Source organism: Pseudoduganella aquatica (assembly GCF_020865585.1).
In the GTDB taxonomy this organism is placed as follows: domain Bacteria; phylum Pseudomonadota; class Gammaproteobacteria; order Burkholderiales; family Burkholderiaceae_D; genus Rugamonas; species Rugamonas aquatica_A.
The window spans coordinates 3,247,994-3,265,075 of the sequence record NZ_CP086370.1; the positions used below are offsets into that span (position 1 = coordinate 3,247,994).

General features: G+C 66.0%; 17 protein-coding genes. 10 read left to right on the forward strand and 7 right to left on the reverse strand.

Going from position 1 to position 17,082, the window contains the following annotated elements:
- Positions 1-111: 111 nt before the first annotated feature.
- Positions 112-1,362, reverse strand: coding sequence for a putative Na+/H+ antiporter (locus KT882_RS14540; protein ID WP_161072290.1), 1,251 nt, complete (start codon positions 1,360-1,362; stop codon positions 112-114).
- Positions 1,363-1,523: 161 nt separating this feature from the next.
- On the opposite strand from KT882_RS14540, the gene KT882_RS14545 reads away from it, so the two are divergent.
- The 4 genes from KT882_RS14545 to KT882_RS14560 all read left to right on the forward strand — a co-directional run bounded on the left by KT882_RS14545 (position 1,524) and on the right by KT882_RS14560 (position 3,860).
- The gene (locus tag KT882_RS14545) at positions 1,524-2,843 is read left to right on the forward strand and encodes a chloride channel protein (protein ID WP_228896381.1); all 1,320 of its coding nucleotides are present in this window, start codon (positions 1,524-1,526) and stop codon (positions 2,841-2,843) included.
- Positions 2,844-2,955: 112 nt separating this feature from the next.
- Entirely contained in the window at positions 2,956-3,336 is a 381-nt protein-coding gene (locus KT882_RS14550) for a hypothetical protein (RefSeq protein WP_161072288.1), read from the forward strand.
- A complete protein-coding gene (locus KT882_RS14555) occupies positions 3,337-3,594 on the forward strand; it encodes a DUF5985 family protein (RefSeq protein ID WP_161072287.1) in 258 nt (85 codons plus the stop codon).
- A complete protein-coding gene (locus KT882_RS14560; RefSeq protein ID WP_161072286.1) occupies positions 3,594-3,860 on the forward strand; it encodes a DUF5985 family protein in 267 nt (88 codons plus the stop codon). Before KT882_RS14555 ends, KT882_RS14560 begins: the two co-directional genes overlap by 1 nt.
- Positions 3,861-3,868: 8 nt before the next feature.
- Here KT882_RS14560 and KT882_RS14565 read toward each other — a convergent pair whose 3' ends face one another.
- The gene (locus KT882_RS14565) at positions 3,869-4,372 is read right to left on the reverse strand and encodes a MarR family winged helix-turn-helix transcriptional regulator (protein WP_161072285.1); all 504 of its coding nucleotides are present in this window, start codon (positions 4,370-4,372) and stop codon (positions 3,869-3,871) included.
- Positions 4,373-4,508: 136 nt separating this feature from the next.
- Positions 4,509-5,354 (reverse strand): ectoine/hydroxyectoine ABC transporter substrate-binding protein EhuB, encoded by an 846-nt coding sequence (gene ehuB, locus KT882_RS14570; protein WP_260048716.1) that lies wholly within the window; start codon positions 5,352-5,354, stop codon positions 4,509-4,511.
- Between the two features lie 246 nt (positions 5,355-5,600).
- Between ehuB and KT882_RS14575 the strand changes: the two genes are divergently transcribed.
- Complete coding sequence (locus KT882_RS14575; protein WP_161072283.1) at positions 5,601-6,155, forward strand: thymidine kinase; 555 nt, start codon at positions 5,601-5,603, stop codon at positions 6,153-6,155.
- Positions 6,156-6,199: 44 nt separating this feature from the next.
- Entirely contained in the window at positions 6,200-6,751 is a 552-nt protein-coding gene (locus KT882_RS14580) for a hypothetical protein (RefSeq protein ID WP_228896384.1), read from the forward strand.
- Here KT882_RS14580 and KT882_RS14585 read toward each other — a convergent pair.
- From KT882_RS14585 to KT882_RS14595, 3 genes are read right to left on the reverse strand one after another with little or no spacing between them, the layout of a single operon-like run.
- Complete coding sequence (locus KT882_RS14585; RefSeq protein WP_161072281.1) at positions 6,732-8,093, reverse strand: ATP-binding protein; 1,362 nt, start codon at positions 8,091-8,093, stop codon at positions 6,732-6,734. The genes KT882_RS14580 and KT882_RS14585 overlap by 20 nt on opposite strands.
- 1 nt (position 8,094) lies before the next feature.
- Complete coding sequence (locus KT882_RS14590; RefSeq protein ID WP_161072280.1) at positions 8,095-8,763, reverse strand: winged helix-turn-helix domain-containing protein; 669 nt, start codon at positions 8,761-8,763, stop codon at positions 8,095-8,097.
- 26 nt (positions 8,764-8,789) lie between these two features.
- Positions 8,790-9,518: a cytochrome b/b6 domain-containing protein gene (locus KT882_RS14595; RefSeq protein ID WP_321170361.1), complete on the reverse strand. Its 729-nt coding sequence runs from the start codon at positions 9,516-9,518 to the stop codon at positions 8,790-8,792.
- A gap of 233 nt (positions 9,519-9,751) precedes the next feature.
- Between KT882_RS14595 and KT882_RS14600 the strand changes: the two genes are divergently transcribed.
- A complete protein-coding gene (locus tag KT882_RS14600) occupies positions 9,752-12,304 on the forward strand; it encodes a cation-translocating P-type ATPase (RefSeq protein ID WP_228896386.1) in 2,553 nt (850 codons plus the stop codon).
- A gap of 143 nt (positions 12,305-12,447) precedes the next feature.
- Positions 12,448-14,700, forward strand: coding sequence for a carboxy terminal-processing peptidase (locus KT882_RS14605; RefSeq protein WP_161072278.1), 2,253 nt, complete (start codon positions 12,448-12,450; stop codon positions 14,698-14,700).
- Positions 14,701-14,770: 70 nt separating this feature from the next.
- Here KT882_RS14605 and KT882_RS14610 read toward each other — a convergent pair whose 3' ends face one another.
- Positions 14,771-15,238, reverse strand: a complete 468-nt coding sequence (locus KT882_RS14610; RefSeq protein WP_228896388.1) for a hypothetical protein — start codon at positions 15,236-15,238, stop codon at positions 14,771-14,773.
- Between the two features lie 472 nt (positions 15,239-15,710).
- Here KT882_RS14610 and KT882_RS14615 point away from each other — a divergent pair, with 472 nt between their 5' ends.
- Both KT882_RS14615 and KT882_RS14620 read left to right on the forward strand, forming a co-directional pair.
- The gene (locus tag KT882_RS14615) at positions 15,711-15,878 is read left to right on the forward strand and encodes a hypothetical protein (RefSeq protein WP_161072276.1); all 168 of its coding nucleotides are present in this window, start codon (positions 15,711-15,713) and stop codon (positions 15,876-15,878) included.
- A gap of 97 nt (positions 15,879-15,975) precedes the next feature.
- A complete protein-coding gene (locus tag KT882_RS14620) occupies positions 15,976-17,040 on the forward strand; it encodes an MBL fold metallo-hydrolase (RefSeq protein ID WP_161072275.1) in 1,065 nt (354 codons plus the stop codon).
- The last annotated feature ends 42 nt before the right edge of the window (positions 17,041-17,082 follow it).

Sequence of the window (17,082 nt, forward strand, 5' to 3'; positions counted from 1 at the left end):
TTCTGCATGTCCAAGTATGCGCCTATTTTCGGCGGCGGGGGGCGGTGGCGGAGTGGTGTGTGTTGGGCAGCTATTGTCGTAGACGGGCAACTACCGGCACAGCGGTGGCACTTATGTCAGAAAAGCCGCGGCCGCGACCATGGTCGGGATCAAAGCCCCTAGCAGCAGTCCCATGGCGCCTATGGATTCATCGTTGAAGCCGCGCCGCAGCAAGGCCACGCCTGCCGGATTCGGCGCATTGGCGATCACGGTCAGCCCGCCGCCAGCCACCGCGCCCGCGACCAGGCTGTAGCGGCCTTCAGGCGACAAACCGGCGATCAGGGAGCCCAGATATGTGAGCGCGGCGTTGTCCGTCACGGCGGTCAGCCCTAGCGCGCCGAAGAACATGGCGGTGGGCGAGAGTTGCTCGACGATAGGCTGCAGCCACCATTGCTGCAGGCCGCCCAGCACCACCAACCCAGCCAGGAAGAAACCGACCAGCAGCCCTTCCTTCAAAATCAGCGGCTGCTGGTAGCGCTCGTAGGCTTGGGTAAAGCCGAGGAAAAACAGGAAGATGCCGAGGAACAGGACGGGGTGGTGCGCCAGCAGCACGATAGCGGCCAGAAAGCCGAGATGGATGGCGCTCACCAGCACGGGTACCGGCTCGCCAGCGTCAGCCTGGACTGTTTGCGTGTCCATATGGCGCCTCAGCAGCAAAGTCACGCCGGTCGCGTTGACCAGTACCGCCAGCGCCGCGCGCCAGCCAAAGGTCATCAGCATGAAACCGCTGTCCCATTGCCAGGCGCCAGCCACCATCAGCACCGGCGGCGCGGCGTAGGAAGTCAAGGTGCCGCCTATCGAGACATTCACAAACAACACGCCCAGCGCGCCGTATTTGAGCCATTCTGGCATTCCGGCCCGAAACACCAGCGGCGCCAGGATCAGCGCCGCCAGCGTCATGGCGGCCGGTTCCGTGATCAAGGAGCCCAGCAGGGGGACGACGGCCAGCCCGAGCCAGGCCAGCGCCAACGGCGCGGGCAGCGGCAGTAGCCGCGCCAGCCGAACCAGCACCGCATTGACGAAGGCCAGCACTGGCCGGGATGCGGCCACCACCATCACCACGCAGACAAACAGCGGTTCGGCGAACTGGCGCGACTCGGCATACCGCACCGCCGGTTCACTGCCGGCGATCAGCGCGATGGCGACAATCAGGACGGCGGCCCAGAAACCGAACACCACTTCGACCTCGCCCAGCAGGTGGAACAAGCCCGCGTGGCGGCCGTTGCGGTGCGCCAGCACCTCGAAGAATTTGGCGCTGAAGGTGTGCAGCAGTGCCAGGCCGAACAAGACGGCGGCGACAAGTTCGACGGTGTGATTTTCCATGGGCGATCTTCAATAGGGGCCGAGCCGCAGTGGCGAGGCGGCCGAGTTTCAATTTGGCAAAGTGGCAAAGTGGCAAGTATAGCAAATATAGTCGCTGCGGAAATTACATTTGTTCAAATCTATCTTCTATAATAACGATTCTATTCTCCTCCGGCGATCCCATGCACCAGCGGCACGACATTCCCAGCGCCTTCCGGCGCGAATTCGCCACGCCACGGCTATGGTGGACACGCGCGGTGGTGGTGGGCGCCGCCGCCCTGGCCGGCTTGATCGTGGTCGGGTTCACCTGGCTGGCCGAATCGGCGCTGGCCGTGTTCGAGTGGGCCAGCCACTGGGCCTGGTGGTTGCCCTTGGTCTGGAGCCCGGCCTGTGTGGCCGGCGTGGTCTGGCTGACGCGGCATTACGCCCCCGGCGCGGCCTGGTCCGGCATCCCGCAGGTGATGGCCTGCCTCGAAGCTGAGGTGGGGCCGACGCAACGCGGGCTGTTCGTGTCCTTGCGCCTGAGCGCGACCAAGATCGGGCTGACCGCCGCCGGCCTGCTGGGCGGCCTGTCGCTGGGGCGCGAAGGGCCGTCGGTGCAGATTGCCGCCGGCGTCATGCTGGCGGTGCAGCCGCTGCTGCCGCGCCGATCCCTGGTCTCGGCGCAGTCGCTGCTGGTGGCCGGCGGCGCGGCCGGCATCGCCGCAGCGTTCAACACGCCGTTGGCGGGCGTGATGTTCGCCATCGAGGAACTGTCGCGGGCGCCGGAGCAGCGCAACAGCGGCCTGATAGTCGCCGGCATCGTCCTGGCTGGCCTGATCGCCGTGTCGGTGTATGGCAACGGCACGCATTTCGGCGTGATCCACGCCGGCCCCATCGGATGGCCGCTGTTCTGGCCGGGGCTGCTCACCGCGCTGGCCAGCGGTCTGGCGGGCGGCTTGTTCGCGCGCCTGCTGATCGCCAGCCTGAGCGGCCAGTCGGCGGACCGCTTCAGCCGCTGGCGCGCGGCCCGTCCGGTGCTGTTCGCGGCGGGCTGCGGACTGCTGGTCGCCGTGATCGGCGTGCTGAGTCACGGCGCGACGTTTGGCAGCGGCAACGAGGCCACCAAAGCCATGCTCGACGGCGCGGCGGCGCCGGCGCCGGGCTTCGCCTTGCAAAAATTTTCCGCCACCTGGCTTACCGTGTGGACCGGTGCACCGGCCGGCATCTTCGCCCCGTCCCTGTCCATCGGCGCCGGACTGGGGCGCGATATCGCGCTGCTGACCGCCTATCCCTACGCGCCGGCGCTCATCGCACTGGGCATGGTGGGCTTCCTGGCCGCCGCGACCCAGGCGCCGCTCACCGCCTTCATCATCGTGATGGAAATGGTGGACGGCCATGCCATGGTGCTGAGCCTGATGGCCTGCGCGGTCATCGCCAGCACGGTCTCGCGCGTGCTCAGTCCGCCGCTGTACGGGGCGCTTGCGCAATTGCAGTTGCGGCGCGTGGCGCCGCCGGCCTAGGCTGTGCCTCCGGCGAAGCGACCCATGGCGGTCGCACAACATCGTGCGCCAGGCATATTGTTTCCGGAATATAATTTGTCCAAATGTATTTTTGTGGCGCGACTGCCCATCCATGATTCCTGACGACATCCGACGCTTCATTGTCCAGTGCATTCCCTCCGTGCCCTTCCTGGAAGCGCTGCTGCTGCTGCGCGACGGTGGCGCCAGGGAGTGGGACAGCGCGCAATTGGCTCAACGCCTGTACCTGAATACGGCCAAGGCCGACGAGTTGCTGGCGCAACTGCTGCGCGCTGGCCTGCTGAGCTTGCACGAGGCGGCGCCGACGCGGTATTTCTACGCCCCGCGCACGCCGCAGCTCGCTGGCCTCGTCGACCAGCTGGCGGTGATATACGGGCAAAATCTGATCGAAGTCAGTACCTTGATCCACCTGAAGACCAACCGCAAAGCGCATCTGTTTGCCGATGCCTTTGTGTGGCGTAAGAAGGAGCGCTGAATGGCCATCATCATTTACCTGCTGTGCGCGGCAACCGCGCTGGCCTGTGCCTGGCTGCTGCTGCGTAGCTACACGAGGACCCGGCACCGGCTGCTGCTGTGGAGCGGACTGTGTTTCGCCGGCATGTTCATCAACAATATGCTGCTTATGCTGGACCGCGTCATTCTTCCTGAGCAGGACCTGTCGCTCTGGCGCCTGGGTTCGGCATTGCTGTCCTTGATGCCGCTGCTGTATGGCTTGATTTGGGAGGACGACTGATGGCGGTCAACTCTTTGCTGAGCGGCGCCATCGTGATGGCGGCACTGGTTGCCGCGCTGTTTTTCCTGCGTTTCTGGCGCCAGACCCGCGACCGTTTTTTCCTGTATTTCGCGGTCGCCTTCATGCTCGAGGCCTTGCACCGCCTGCTATGGGCGCTGGCGCCGCTGGGCGATGCCGACGCGCCCCTGTATTACTTGATCCGTCTGGCGTCCTATGTGCTGATCTTGGTGGCGATCATCAATAAAAACCGGGCGCCGCCGCGCTAGCGGAACAGTTACAGGTCCGCCAAGGGCGTTCTTGCGCCATGGTCGCCGGCCTGCAAGAGCCCGATCAACGCGGCCAGATCGTCCTCCAGCCGGACCAGCACGGACGGATCGAGCTCCCCCAGCGCGGTGGGCAACACGCCCCGGAAAGGTGTGGGCGCCTTGTCCAGTACCGCAGCCCCTTCTTCGGTCAGCGTCAGCTGTACCGCGCGCCGGTCCTTGGCGCGCCGCGCCAGCGTGACCAGCTCGCGCTCCTGCAGCGCCTTCACCAAATTACTGGCGGTCGATTGATGGATATCCAGCGCCGCTGCCAGCTCTCCCAGTCCTATGCCTGGCGAGGCGCTGATCTCGCTTAGCGCCCACAACTGCGCGCCGCCGATGCCGGCTGCCCGCTCCACTTCGCGAAAATGGCCGCGCACCGCGTTGAACAGCACGCGGAATTGGCGCAGCACGCGTGCAGGCGCCGCCGGATCGGAAGCACTTTCGTGGCCAAGTGACGAGGTGGAGGTAGACATGGGCGCATCATAGCGGAAAAACCCGCGCGTGCTGATAGGCCGGCTGCGGGCCGCAAAAAAAAAGCAGCCCGATGAGGGCTGCCAACGGGTCCGGTAACCCGCCTACTGAGCTGGACTGCCTTGTCTTCGACAAGTGTTAAGGTGCTGCGCGCGCCACCACTTCGGCCGCCGTCCTGGTTGTGACATGCAGCGGCCCAAAACCAAATGGCGCCACCAGGCGCAGGTGCTCTGCGCTACCGAGCCATCCCTTCAGCGCGCGGTTCACCGCATCGCACAAGGTCGCGTCTTCAGGCCGGAAGGCGAACGCGCCGTAACCGGCATGTACCGGGTCGTCAGCGAACACCGCCAGCGCTTGCACCCGGGCCGGATCGCGCTGCGCCAGCCGGCGCATGCTCAGTTCCGAGCCGGCGGCTGCGGCGGCCCGGCCGGTGCGCACGGCCTGCAACTGCGCCTGGCTGTTCTGCACCGACAGCAACTGGTGCGCGCTCATCCCTGCGTCCAGCGCATAGTCGTACTGGGCCGACCCAGTCACCACGGCCAGGCGCAGGCGCCGGTCGGCTGCAATGTCGCCGTAACTGCGCAACTGGCGCGGATTGCTGCGCACAACCAGCAGCGTATCGCCTAGCCGGTAGTGCGGATTGCTGAACAACACGGTATTGCTCAATTCCGGTGTAATCGTCAGCGCGCCCGCGGCCATGTCGTAGCGGCCCGCCAGCAAGCCCGGAATAAGCGACTCCCATGTCGCAGCCACCGGCTCAATGCGCTGCGCCCCCAAACGGCCAAGTACTTCGGTGGCGATCACGGCGGACTCGCCGGTCAGCGTGCCGTCGGGCAGGAGGTAGGCAAACGGCGCCTCGTCGACATACCCCAAGCGTAGGACTCCAGTCCGGACTATGCGTTCCAGGGTTGTTTCCGCACGAGCTGCATTGGCGAGCATCATGGCTGCCAGCAAGATAGCGCCCAGTTTATTTAATCGACTCAATATCTCGGTTCCTGCTGCACAAAGGCAAAGGTGATGGCATATGTGGATATGGTTCCGGGCGCCAGGCGCCAGAGGACGCGGCCATCGTAGCAAGCAATACATTTGAAGTCAAATGTGATTGGCTAAATTGCAACCATGTCGGTTTGGTGTGCCAGCGTGCGCAGTTGGCGATGCGGCAACGCCATACTGGCGGGGCCGGGGACTCGGGCCGTATAATCCCGCTTTGTTCATTTCACTCGCATCGCCGTGGCAAAACTCTACTTCCGCTATTCGGCCATGAACGCCGGCAAATCGACCGCCATGCTGCAGGTCGCCCACAACTACGAGGAACAGGGCCAGGCCGTGCGCCTGTTCACCGCCGCCATCGACAACCGCTACGGCGTGGGCAAGGTCACGTCCCGCCTCGGCCCGCAGCGCGAGACCGAGGTGTTTGACGCCGACACCGATTTTCTCAAGGTGATCGATCAACGCATCGCCTGCCTGCTGATCGACGAGGCGCAGTTCCTGACCACTGTGCAGGTGCAGCAATTGCACAAGCTGGCGCAGGTGCGCGGCATTCCGGTCATCAGCTACGGCCTGCGCAGCGACTTCCGGGGCGAGCCTTTCCCCGGTTCGGCCTACCTGCTGGCGCTGGCGGACGATATCGAAGAGCTGAAAAACATCTGCACTTGCGGCAAGAAAGCCACCATGAATATCCGCGTGGACCAGGACGGCAAGCGCATGAAGGAGGGCGAGCAGATCAGCATAGGCGGCAACGAGAGCTACCGCCAGGCCTGCGGCCGCTGCTTCTACTCCGAGTAGTGATAGTTGTGCCGGCGGTGGCGGAAACACGGTAGTATCCGACCATGTTCGACTGTGCCGCCATCGCCCCCGCCTGGTTCTGCCAGCACCGCGAAGTGCTGCTCAACGTTCTGCTCTACCTGGCCCCGTCGCTGGCGCTGGCGCTGGTGATACGGCGCCTGGCCGCCTTCCATCCCTTCTTTTTCCTGTTCACGCTGGCCGGCACCATCTGCCACGAGCTGGCGCATTTCTGCGTCGGCCTGCTGACGGGCGCGCGGCCGGCCGGCTTTTCCGTGGTGCCGCGCAGGGTAGGGCAGAGCTGGCAGCTCGGCTCGGTGAGCCTGACCCGGGTGCGCTGGTACAACGCCGCCCCGGTCGCGCTGGCCCCCTTCCTGGTGGCGGCCGTGCCGCTGGCGGTGGCGCTGTGGCGCGCCCAGCCCGGCTGGCATTTCGAGCCGCTGGACCTGTTGCTGGCCTTCGCCGTGGCGCCGCAGTTCCTGGCCTGCTGGCCCTCGGCAGTGGACTGGAAGATAGCGCTGCGCTCCTGGCCCTACCTGGTGATCGCCGCCCTGGCCTGGTCCGCCAGCTATTACACCGTCATCCTGCCGCCTGTTTGAGCAGCGGACCGCTTAGCCCGACCGCCAGCCCGCCGAGCCGCGCGGACGGTTCCGCGCACAACGCGAAGCCGTGCGGCGCGGCGATGCGCCGCGCGATGGACCAGCCCAGCCCGCTGCCGCTTGCGCCGCTGCCGGCAACCCGGAAAAACCGTTCGCCCACGCGTAGCAGGTCGGCGGCAGCCATGCCGGGGCCGCTGTCCTCTATCGTCAGGCGGAAGCGGTCCTTGTCACACCGCAGCCGCAGCGCGACGCTGGCCTTGACCGGACTGTAGCGGATGGCGTTGTCGATCAGATTGCGGCACAGGATAGCCAGCAGCAGCTCATTTCCTTGGACCAGGCATGCCCGGTCGGCGTCGAAGCTCAGCTCCTGCTGTTTCGCCGCGGATTGAGGCGCAAGCTCCGCCACCACCTGCCGCAGCAGTTGCCGCAAGTCCAGGCAGCGTTGGTCCGTGACGCCGTTCGCTTCCAGGCGCGCCAGCGTCAGCAGCTGTTCCACCAGGCGCGTCGCGCGGTCGCAGCCATCGATTGTCGCACCGAGCGCGTGTTGTCGCGCCGCGGGCTCGGCGGCGGCGGCGGCCACCTGCGCCTGCATGCGGATGGCGGCGATCGGCGTTCTGAGTTCATGCGCCGCGTCGGCGGTGAACCGGCGCTCCGAGTCGAGCAGGGTGGCGATTCGCTGGAACAGGCCGTTCATTGAGCGCAGCAGCGGCTGCAGTTCACGGGGGATGCCGGGGTCCGCGATGGGCTCGAGCGCGTGCGGCTGGCGCGACATGATGGCGCGGCTGAGCGCGCGCAGCGGCGCCGTGCCCCGCCGCACCACCCACCAGGTGGCGGCGGCCAGCAGCGGCAACGCCACGGCGAGCGGCCACAGGCTGCTGCGCAGCACCGCCCACAGCACTTCCCGGCGCGCGTCCAGGCGCTCGGCGACGATCACTTCGAGCGCACGGGTCCGGTCCGGCGCCCGGTAGACCCGCCAAGAAGCGCCCGCCAGCGACAGCGTGGCGTATTGCGCCGCGGGCGCGCCACCCGCCATCATGGGCCGCGACGGCGCGTCGGCGGATTTCAGCATCAACCGGCCCGATTGATAGACCTGGAACATCAGCGCGGTGGCGTACTGCTCCGTGCCGGCGGGCGGCGGCGCGATGTCGTCGCCGTCGAAGTCGCCGAATTTCTGGATCAGCAGCAGCGACGCCGCCTGCGCCAGCCGCGCATCGAGCAGCTCGTCGAGCTCGTGCCGGGCGTCGAACCAGACGGCGCCGGCGGCGACCAGCCAGATCAGGCTGACGACAGCCAGCACCGGCCGGATCAGTTGTCCTTGCAGCGAGGCGGGCCTGTCCTGCATGCTAGGGGGCGCTCCGCAACAACATGTAGCCGACGCCGCGCACCGTCTGGATCAGCGTCCCGCCCAGCTTGCGCCGCAGATTGTGGATGTGGACCTCGATTGCATTGCTCTCGACTTCCTTGCCCCAGCTATACAGGTATTGTTCCAGCTGCTCGCGCGAGAGCACTTTGTCCGGATTGAGCATCAGCGCCTGCAGCAAGTCGAATTCCCGGGTCGACAGCGATACCGGCGCGCCGCCCTTGCGCACCATTCTGGCGGCGGCGTCGAGTTCGACATCCTGCGCGCGCAGGCAGGGCTGGATCTGGCCGTGTGCGCGCCGGACCAGCGCCCGCAGGCGCGCGGCCAATTCATACAGGTCGACCGGCTTGACCACATAGTCGTCGGCGCCCAGGTCGAGTCCGCGGATGCGGTCGGGGACGGCGTCGCGCGCGGTCAGGATCAGCACCGGCACCGTCACGCCGGCGCGCCGCACGTCGTCCAGCACGGCCCAGCCATCCTTGACGGGCAGGCCGAGGTCGAGCACCGCCGCCGTGTAAGGGGGCGACACCCGCAGTTCGCGCGCCGCCGCGGCGCCATCCCGCACCCAGTCGACTTGAAAGCCGAGCTGGCGCAGGCCGGCCTGAAGGCCGTCGCCCAATAGCGTATCGTCTTCGGCGAGGAGTATGTGCATGCCCGGATTATCCCACGATTGCCAGCTCAGTCGTCATCGCCGCGGTGCGCGCCGTGCCGCTGCGCCGCGGACGTGGCACCGCTTGCCGGCGCCTCCGCATGACCGGCCTGCCACCACCAGAACGCCAGCACGGCCAGCAATAGCAGCAAGGCGGTGCCGGCGCGCCGGCCCTGTGCCTTCGCACCGGCGTCGGCCCGCTTGCGGCCGGTGAGCATGGCCTTGGCCAGGTTCTCCCGGTGCAGCAGGCTGGCGGCCAGCACGCCGCCAATGTGGACCAGCACCAGGGCCAGCATCAGCTCGGCGATCAATTCATGCCCGTCCTCCATCCATGCGCCGGCGCGGCCGGTGTAGAGCAGCCAGCCTGAACCGGCCAGGGCCATGGTGGTGGCCAGCATCAGCAGGATCGCGACGGCGCCGGCCGGATTGTGCCCGGTGAAATGCTGCGGGCGCGGGCTAAACAGCGAGCGCACATAGCGCAGCGTCGCTCGCGGTCCGCGCACGAAGCTGGAAAACCTGGCGTAGTCGGTGCCGATCCAGCCCCAGACAATGCGGAAGCAGACCAGCGCCGCCATCGTGTAGCCGAGGGTGACGTGGACCGTTCGCCAGCGCTCCATCTCCGCCGTCAAATAGGCGCCCGCGAAGCTGAAGGCCATGAGCCAATGAAACAGCCGGACGGGCAGATCCCAGACCAGCGTCTGATACGGTGGGGAAGCGGAGCCGTTGCGCTCTCCGGGGCGGGTCTGCATGTCGTTCATGGGATGCTCCTGTGCGTTGGTTTGGCCAAATCGCGCGTCCCGGCTAAGGGCCGGCGGCGCGTCGGCATAGGCGGATGGTGGCTGCCGGAGATTAAGGAATTCTGAACGCGGCGCCGCGATGCCATCGGCAATCCTTAAGCCGGCCCGCTAAGGACGGCGAGCGCGCAGTGTGTGATACGCTGTCCGCTGGCGCTGCGCGCCAAGGAATTGCTCATCCGAACCGGAGTCCAACGATGGCATTGCACGCTGAGCGGGAAGGTCTGACGGCGGCGGAGGCGGCGGCGCGGCTGCGCGCCGCCGGCCCGAACGCGCTGCCCGCCTCGCCCCCCTTGAACGGCTGGCGCCTGCTGCTCGATGTGGCATCGGAGCCGATGTTTCTGCTGCTGGCCGCCTGCGGCGCGGTCTACCTGATGCTGGGCGACCGGAACGAGGCGCTGATGCTGCTGGGCTTTGTCGGCATCGTGGTCGGCACCACGTTTTTCCAGCAGCGCCGCACCGAGCGCTCGCTGAGCGCCTTGCGCGACCTGTCCTGTCCGCGCGCCCTGGTGGTGCGGGACGGCAAGCAGCAACGCATTGCGGGCCGCGAACTGGTGGTGGGCGACCTGGTTCTGCTTGCCGAAGGCGATCGCGTCCCTGCCGATATCGATCTGTTGTCCGCCGCCAGCCTGAGCGCGGACGAGTCCATGCTCACGGGGGAATCGGTTCCGGTGATGAAGCGCGCGGCCGGCGCGGCGCAAGGCGAAGCCGAACACCGGGTCTATTCCGGCACGCTGGTCACGCAGGGCGCCGCCAGTGGCGTGGTGGTGGCCACCGGCGCGGCAAGCGCGCTGGGGCGCATCGGCGCGTCGCTGGCCGCCATCGGCGGCGAACTGACGCCGATTCAAAGCGAAACCCGCGCTGTCGTCAAGGCCGTCGCCAGCGGCGGCATTGGCCTGGCCTGCGCCCTGGCGCTGGCCTACTGGGCGCTGCGCGGAGACTGGCTGCAAGGCCTGCTCGCCGGGCTGACGCTGGCCATGGCCATCCTGCCGGAAGAGCTGCCGGTGATCCTGACGCTGTTTCTGGGGCTGGGCGCCTGGCGGCTGGGACGCGAGCAGGTGCTGGCGCGCAGCATACCGGCGATTGAATTGCTGGGCGCGACCAGCGTGCTGTGCGTCGATAAGACCGGCACGCTGACGGTCAACCGCATGGAGGTGGCCCAGTTGTGGTCGGAGCAGTCCGGCTACGATTGCCGGGCGGCGGGCGGCGCGCCGCTGCAGGAGGAGCTGCACGGCCTGCTCGAGTACGCGGTGCTGGCCAGCCACCGCCGGGCATTCGACCCCATGGAGTCGGCCATAGTCCAGGCCGGCGCGCGCCTGCTGGCGGATACCGAGCACCTGCATGCCGACTGGGAGCTGATAGACGACTACCCGCTGTCGCCGGGGATGCTGGCCATGTCGCGCGTGTGGCGGTCGCCGGACCGTTCGGCATATCTGGTGGCGGCCAAGGGCGCGCCGGAAGCCATCGCCGATCTGTGCCACCTGGCGCCGGCGCGCGCGGCGGCCATTGCGGCCCGGGCCGCCGCGCTGGCCGGCCAGGGACTGCGCGTGGTCGGCGTGGCGCAGGCGACCTTTCCGGCCGCCGGCCTGCCGGACAACCAGCATGTCTTCGAGTTCAGCTTTCTCGGCCTGGTCGCGCTGCACGACCCGGTGCGGCCGGAGGTGCCGGCCGCCGTGGCGGAATGCCAGGCGGCCGGCATGCGGGTGGTGATGATCACGGGCGACCATCCGGCCACCGCCCAGGCCATCGCGCGCGAGGCCGGGATAGGCGGCGCGTCCGCCGGCGTGCTGTCCGGGACCGAGCTGGCGGCGATGGACGATGCCGCCCTGCAACTGCGGCTGCGGGACACCGCGGTGTTCTGCCGCATCGCGCCGGAACAGAAGCTGCGGCTGGTGCAGGGCTTCCGCCGCCGTGGCGATATCGTCGCCATGACCGGCGACGGCGTCAACGACGCGCCGGCGCTGAAGGCGGCCAGCATCGGCGTGGCGATGGGGGCGCGCGGCAGCGACGTGGCGCGCGAAGCGGCCGCGCTGGTGCTGCTCAAGGACGATTTTTCCTCGCTGCTGCTGGCGGTGCGGCACGGGCGCCGCCTGTTCGCGAACTTGCGCAAGGCGATAGTGTTCATCGTCGCGGTGCACGTGCCCATCGTCGGCCTGTCCATCGTGCCGGTGCTGCTGGGTTGGCCGATGCTGCTGATGCCGGTACACATCATGTTCCTGCAACTGGTGATCGACCCGGCCTGTTCCATCGTCTTCGAGGCCGAGCCGCTCGAGCCCGACGCGATGACGAGCAAGCCGCGCCGGCCGGATATGCGCCTGTTCGACCGCGAGATACTCCTGCGCGGCCTGCTGCAAGGCGGCGGCCTGTTGCTGCTGCTGGTCGGGCTGTATCTGCAAGTCAGATGGTCCGGCCTATCCGACGACCTGGCGCGCACGTCGGCCTTCGTGGCGCTGGTGCTGGCTGATTTGGGCTTAATCTACAGCAATCGGACCTGGTCGCGGCCGGCGTGGGCGCCGCGCGCGGCAGCTAGCCGCTGGTTTGCCTGGATCAGCCTGGCTGCCGTCCTGCTCCTGGCGCTGGTGCTCAGTTGGGGGCCTTTGCGCAGTCTGTTCGCATTTGCGCGGCCTGGCCCGGCGCAACTGGCTGGCAGCGGCCTGGTTGCGCTGCTGAGCGTGGCTTGGTTCGAGCTGGTCAAGTGGGCGCGCTCCGGGAGACCCTCTGCGTCCGCCGTGCCCGAGGCCGGCGGCTGAGGCGCTGCCGGGCGCTTTAATTCAGCCTTAAGGCTAGGCGCCGAAACTGAGCCGTACAGCCGTTGCCGCCGTCCTGCTATCCTGTAGAATAAGGCGCAGCGGGACCCAGTTTTCCATGAAATCAAAGTTTTCGGAGTAAGCCGATGAAGAAGCAGATGTTGTTGAGCGCGATTGCGCTGGCCGTATCGGTACAAGTGGGCGCCGCGGCGCCTGAAAAGGCCGCGGAGATCGTCAAGCCGCAGGCGGTGCAGTCGCAGGCCGCGTTGTGGGCTTCCCACGTCATGACGCGCTATCACTACAAGGCTACCCCGCTGGATGACGCGATGTCGGAGAAGATCTTCGACCGCTACTTCAAGTCCCTGGACGGCGAAAAGCTGTTCTTCGTGCAAGCCGACGTGGACCAGTTCGCCCCCATGCGCACCAAGATGGACGACGCCATCATGTCGGAAAACCTGACGGTGCCGTTCGCCATCTACAACCTCTACCAGCAGCGCTTCAACGAGCGCATTGGCTATGCGCGCGAACTGCTGAAGACCAAATTCGATTTCTCGCTGGACGAGAGCTACCAGATCGACCGGGAAAAGGCCGAGTGGCCGAAGACCGACGCGGAAGTGAAAGACCTGTGGCGCAAGCGCGTCAAGAACGACTGGTTGCGCCTGAAACTGGCCGGCAAGGACGACAAGGCCATCCGCGAGACGCTGGACAAGCGCTACGAAAACTACATGAGCCGTTCGCGCAAGCTGAACAATGAAGACGTGTTCCAGATCTTCATGAACGCCTACGCCATGTCGATCGAGCCGCACACCAACTACCTCGGCCCGCGCGCCGCCGAAAACTTCGACATCGCCATGCGCTTGTCGCTGGAAGGCATCGGCGCCCAGCTGCAGCAGCGCGACGACTACACCGTGGTGCGCGAAGTGGTGCCGGGCAGCCCGGCCGCGCTGTCGGGCAAGCTGAAAGTGGGCGACCGTATCGTGGGCGTGGCCCAGGGCGAGTCCGGCAGCTTCACCGACGTGGTGGGCTGGCGCATCGACGACGTGGTGCAGCAGATCCGCGGCGCCAAGGATTCCACGGTGCGCTTGCAGATTCTGCCGGCCGACGCCGGCCCGGACGGCAAGCTGGCGCAGCTGTCGCTGGTGCGCAAGAAAATCAGCATGGAAGAGCAGTCGGCCAAGAAATCCATCCTCGAAGTGCGCGATGGCACGGCCAAGCGCCGCGTCGGCGTGATTTCGCTGCCGACCTTCTACCTGGACTTTGAAGCGCGCCGCAAGGGCGACAAGGACTACAAGAGCGCCACCCGCGACGTGGCCCGCCTGCTGGCCGAGCTGAAGAAGGAAAAAGTCGACAACGTGCTGATCGACCTGCGCAACAACGGCGGCGGCTCGCTGACCGAGGCGGTGGAACTGACCGGCCTGTTCATCGACAAAGGCCCGGTGGTGCAGCAGCGCAATGCGCAAGGCAAAGTGGAAGTGGAGAGCGACACCAACGCCGGCCTGGCATGGGACGGTCCGGTGGGCGTGCTGATCAACCGCAGCTCGGCCTCGGCGTCGGAGATTTTCGCCGCCGCGATCCAGGACTACGGCCGTGGCCTGGTCATCGGCGAACCGTCGTTCGGCAAGGGCACCGTGCAGCAGCTGGTGAGCCTGGACCGCTATTCGCAGGCCGACAAGCCGCGCTACGGCGAACTGAAAATGACGGTGGCGCAGTTCTTCCGCATCAACGGCGGCACGACGCAGCTGCGCGGCGTGGTGCCGGACATCAACCTGCCGTCGATGTCGGACCCGGAAACCTTTGGCGAATCGAGCTATGACAACGCGCTGCCGTGGGTGGCCATCAAGCCGGCGATCTACATTCCCGCAGGCGAGCTGAAGGAGATCGTGCCGCTGCTGGACAAGAAGCACGAGGCGCGCGTGGCCAAGGACAAGGACTTCCAGTACTTGGCCGAGGACATCGCCCTGGTGAAGAAGCAGCGCAAGGACAACACCATTTCGCTGAACGAAGCTGCGCGCCGCAAGGAACGCGACCAGCAGGAAGCGCGCGCCAAGCTGCGCGAGGCACGCCTGCTGAACCTGGTGGCCTCACCGGATGATCCGGTGCTGATCCCGGACGCCAAGGAAGCGCTGAACAAGGCCATCGCGGCCAAGCCGGCCAACGCCAACGCCAAGGCCGCGCGCCAGATTGCGGCAGTGAAGGGCGCGCTGCGCACCGACGACGGCCTGCAAGGCGACGAGCGCAGCCTGAGCGCCGAGCTGGACGCGGAGAAAGCCGCCAAAGCGGCCAAGGACGTGCTGCTGAATGAAGCGGTGCACATCCTGGCCGACGAAGTGGGCCTGCTCAAAACCGATACCCGACTGGCCTCCCGCGTGCTCCCATACGCAGCCGACGTGGGAAAGTAAGTATTTTTGCCAAGTTATACGCATCATTTATTTCTATCATCACCAATATAAAGTAGAAATATATGATGCGCTACGGCATCATAGTTCCTGTCTCCTCTATTCTCCTCAAAGAGATTAGATTTAGCCCGCTCCCGTAGCGGGCTTTTTTTTGTCGATGCGGCGCGGCATCCGGTTCGCGCAGGCAGCCCAGCAGGGCGGCCAGGCACAGCAGCAATCCGATGCCTTTGACGGCGGCGACCGCCGCTGAGGAAATAGGTGCCGGGTCGGGCTGGTCCAGGGTGAGCAGCTGCCACATGAAGCTGTTGTAGCCCATGCCGCACGCTGCGCCCCACGCCGCCGCGAGATAGAGGCGGCCGCGGCGCGGATCGCGCCGGCATAGCGCGGCGGCATACAGCAAACTCCCGCCCAACAGGAAGTCGTCCAGCAGATGGGGAATCACGGCCGCGCTGCCAAGCTGCCCGCTGCGCCGTACCAGTTCAGCCAGCGGAAGCAAAATTCCAAAGATGAGGGCGAGGCGGCGGCTGAAGGCAATAGACATATTTGTTTTGGCTATGACTGTCATTGGAAAGATAAAGTAGATTTATATGCTGCGACGCGGCATGATTACACCTGTCTCCTCTATTCTCCTCCAAGAGATTAGATTTAGCCCGCTCCTTGAGCGGGCTTTTTTTTTGCCAGCGTCAGACCGGCGCGCGCCACTCGCCCAGGTAGTTTTGGGGATGTGACGGGAGCAGGTCGTTCTCGCAAGGTTTTCCGTGCGGATGCAACCGGCGATGAGTTCAGAGCGTCGGAATGGCACTTGGATGACGCACGGTACGTGTTTCAGTTCGGCGAGGCCCTGGGAGATGTAGTGGCGCAGCATTTCGGGGTGAATCCAGCGATTACGCAATACTTCTACATGGCCGTTTCTGCAGTGCTGGACAGGTTTTATGCTAGAATTTTCAAGCAGTTACCTATGAACGGTGTGCTTTCCGTGTTCAAAGCGATAGAGTGTCCTTTAGGAGAATTTCATGGCTTCCAAAGAAGATAAATTGCTGAAACCGGAATTGTTGAATTTGAAGCGTTCCAGCGCGTTGAGAACTGCGCATTTGATGACTGCTGCGTTGGCTAGTGGAGACTTGACGCGTTCGAAAGACGTCCCAGAAATTTCTCGGCCCATCCGGCCAATAGGACAATAGATGTAGCCCGCTTCCTGAGCGGGCTTTTTTTGCCTTGCCGCCTGGCATGGGCATCGCCCTTTGCTATCATTCGAGGAATAACAACTCAGGGACGACCATGATTTTCCGCCAGCTATTCGATCCAACCTCGTCCACCTACACCTACCTGCTCGGCGACGGCGGCGAGGCCGTGCTGATCGACCCGGTCTACGAACAGGTGCCGCGCGACTTGGCGCTGGTGCGCGAGCTGGGCTTGCGCCTGCTGGCCTCGCTGGACACCCATGTGCACGCCGACCACGTCACCGGCGCCTGGCGCTTGCACCAGAGCTGCGGCAGCGGCATTGCGCTGGCGGCGGCGGCAGGCGCCGAGCTGGCGGACCGGCCGCTGCGGCACGGCGACCGCATCCAGTTCGGCAGCCGCTACCTGGAAGTGCGCGCCACGCCGGGCCATACCAGCGGCTGCCTGACCTTCGTGCTGGACGACCAGAGCATGGCCTTCACCGGCGACAGCCTGCTGATACGCGGCTGCGGCCGCACCGATTTCCAGGGCGGCAGCCCGCAGGAACTGTTCGCCTCGGTGCGCGGCCAGATCCTCACGCTGCCCGACAACTGCCTGCTCTATCCCGCGCACGACTACCGTGGCATCACCGTCACCAGCGTGGCCGAGGAGCGCCGCTTCAACCCGCGCCTGGGCGGCGACGTGGACGAGGGCGATTTCGCCGGCCATATGAACAACCTGAACCTGCCGCATCCCAAGATGATCGCGGTGGCCGTGCCCGCCAACCTGCGCTGCGGCCAGCCCGAGGGCGGGACCGAGCCGCCCGATACGCCGGCCTGGGCGCCGCTCACGCTGCGCTTCAGCGGCGTGTGGGAAATCGAACCGATGGCGCTGCTCGAGCATGCCGACCAGGTGCAGATCGTGGATGTGCGCGAGGCGCCCGAGTTTATCGACCGCCTTGGCCATCTGCGCGGCGCGCGCCTGGTGCCGCTGTCGCAGCTGATGTTCAAGCTGGACGAATTCGACCGCGAACGTCCCATCGTTGCCGTGTGCCGCTCCGGCGTGCGCTCGGCCCAGGCCAGCGTGCTGCTGACCAAGGCCGGCTTCAAGCAGGTCGCCAACCTGGCCGGCGGCATGCTGCGCTGGAAGACCGAAGCGCTGCCTGTCGCGCAGGACGTTGTCTAAAGGAAAATTTAACGTATAATTGCCTTTCAAGCAATTGAGGCG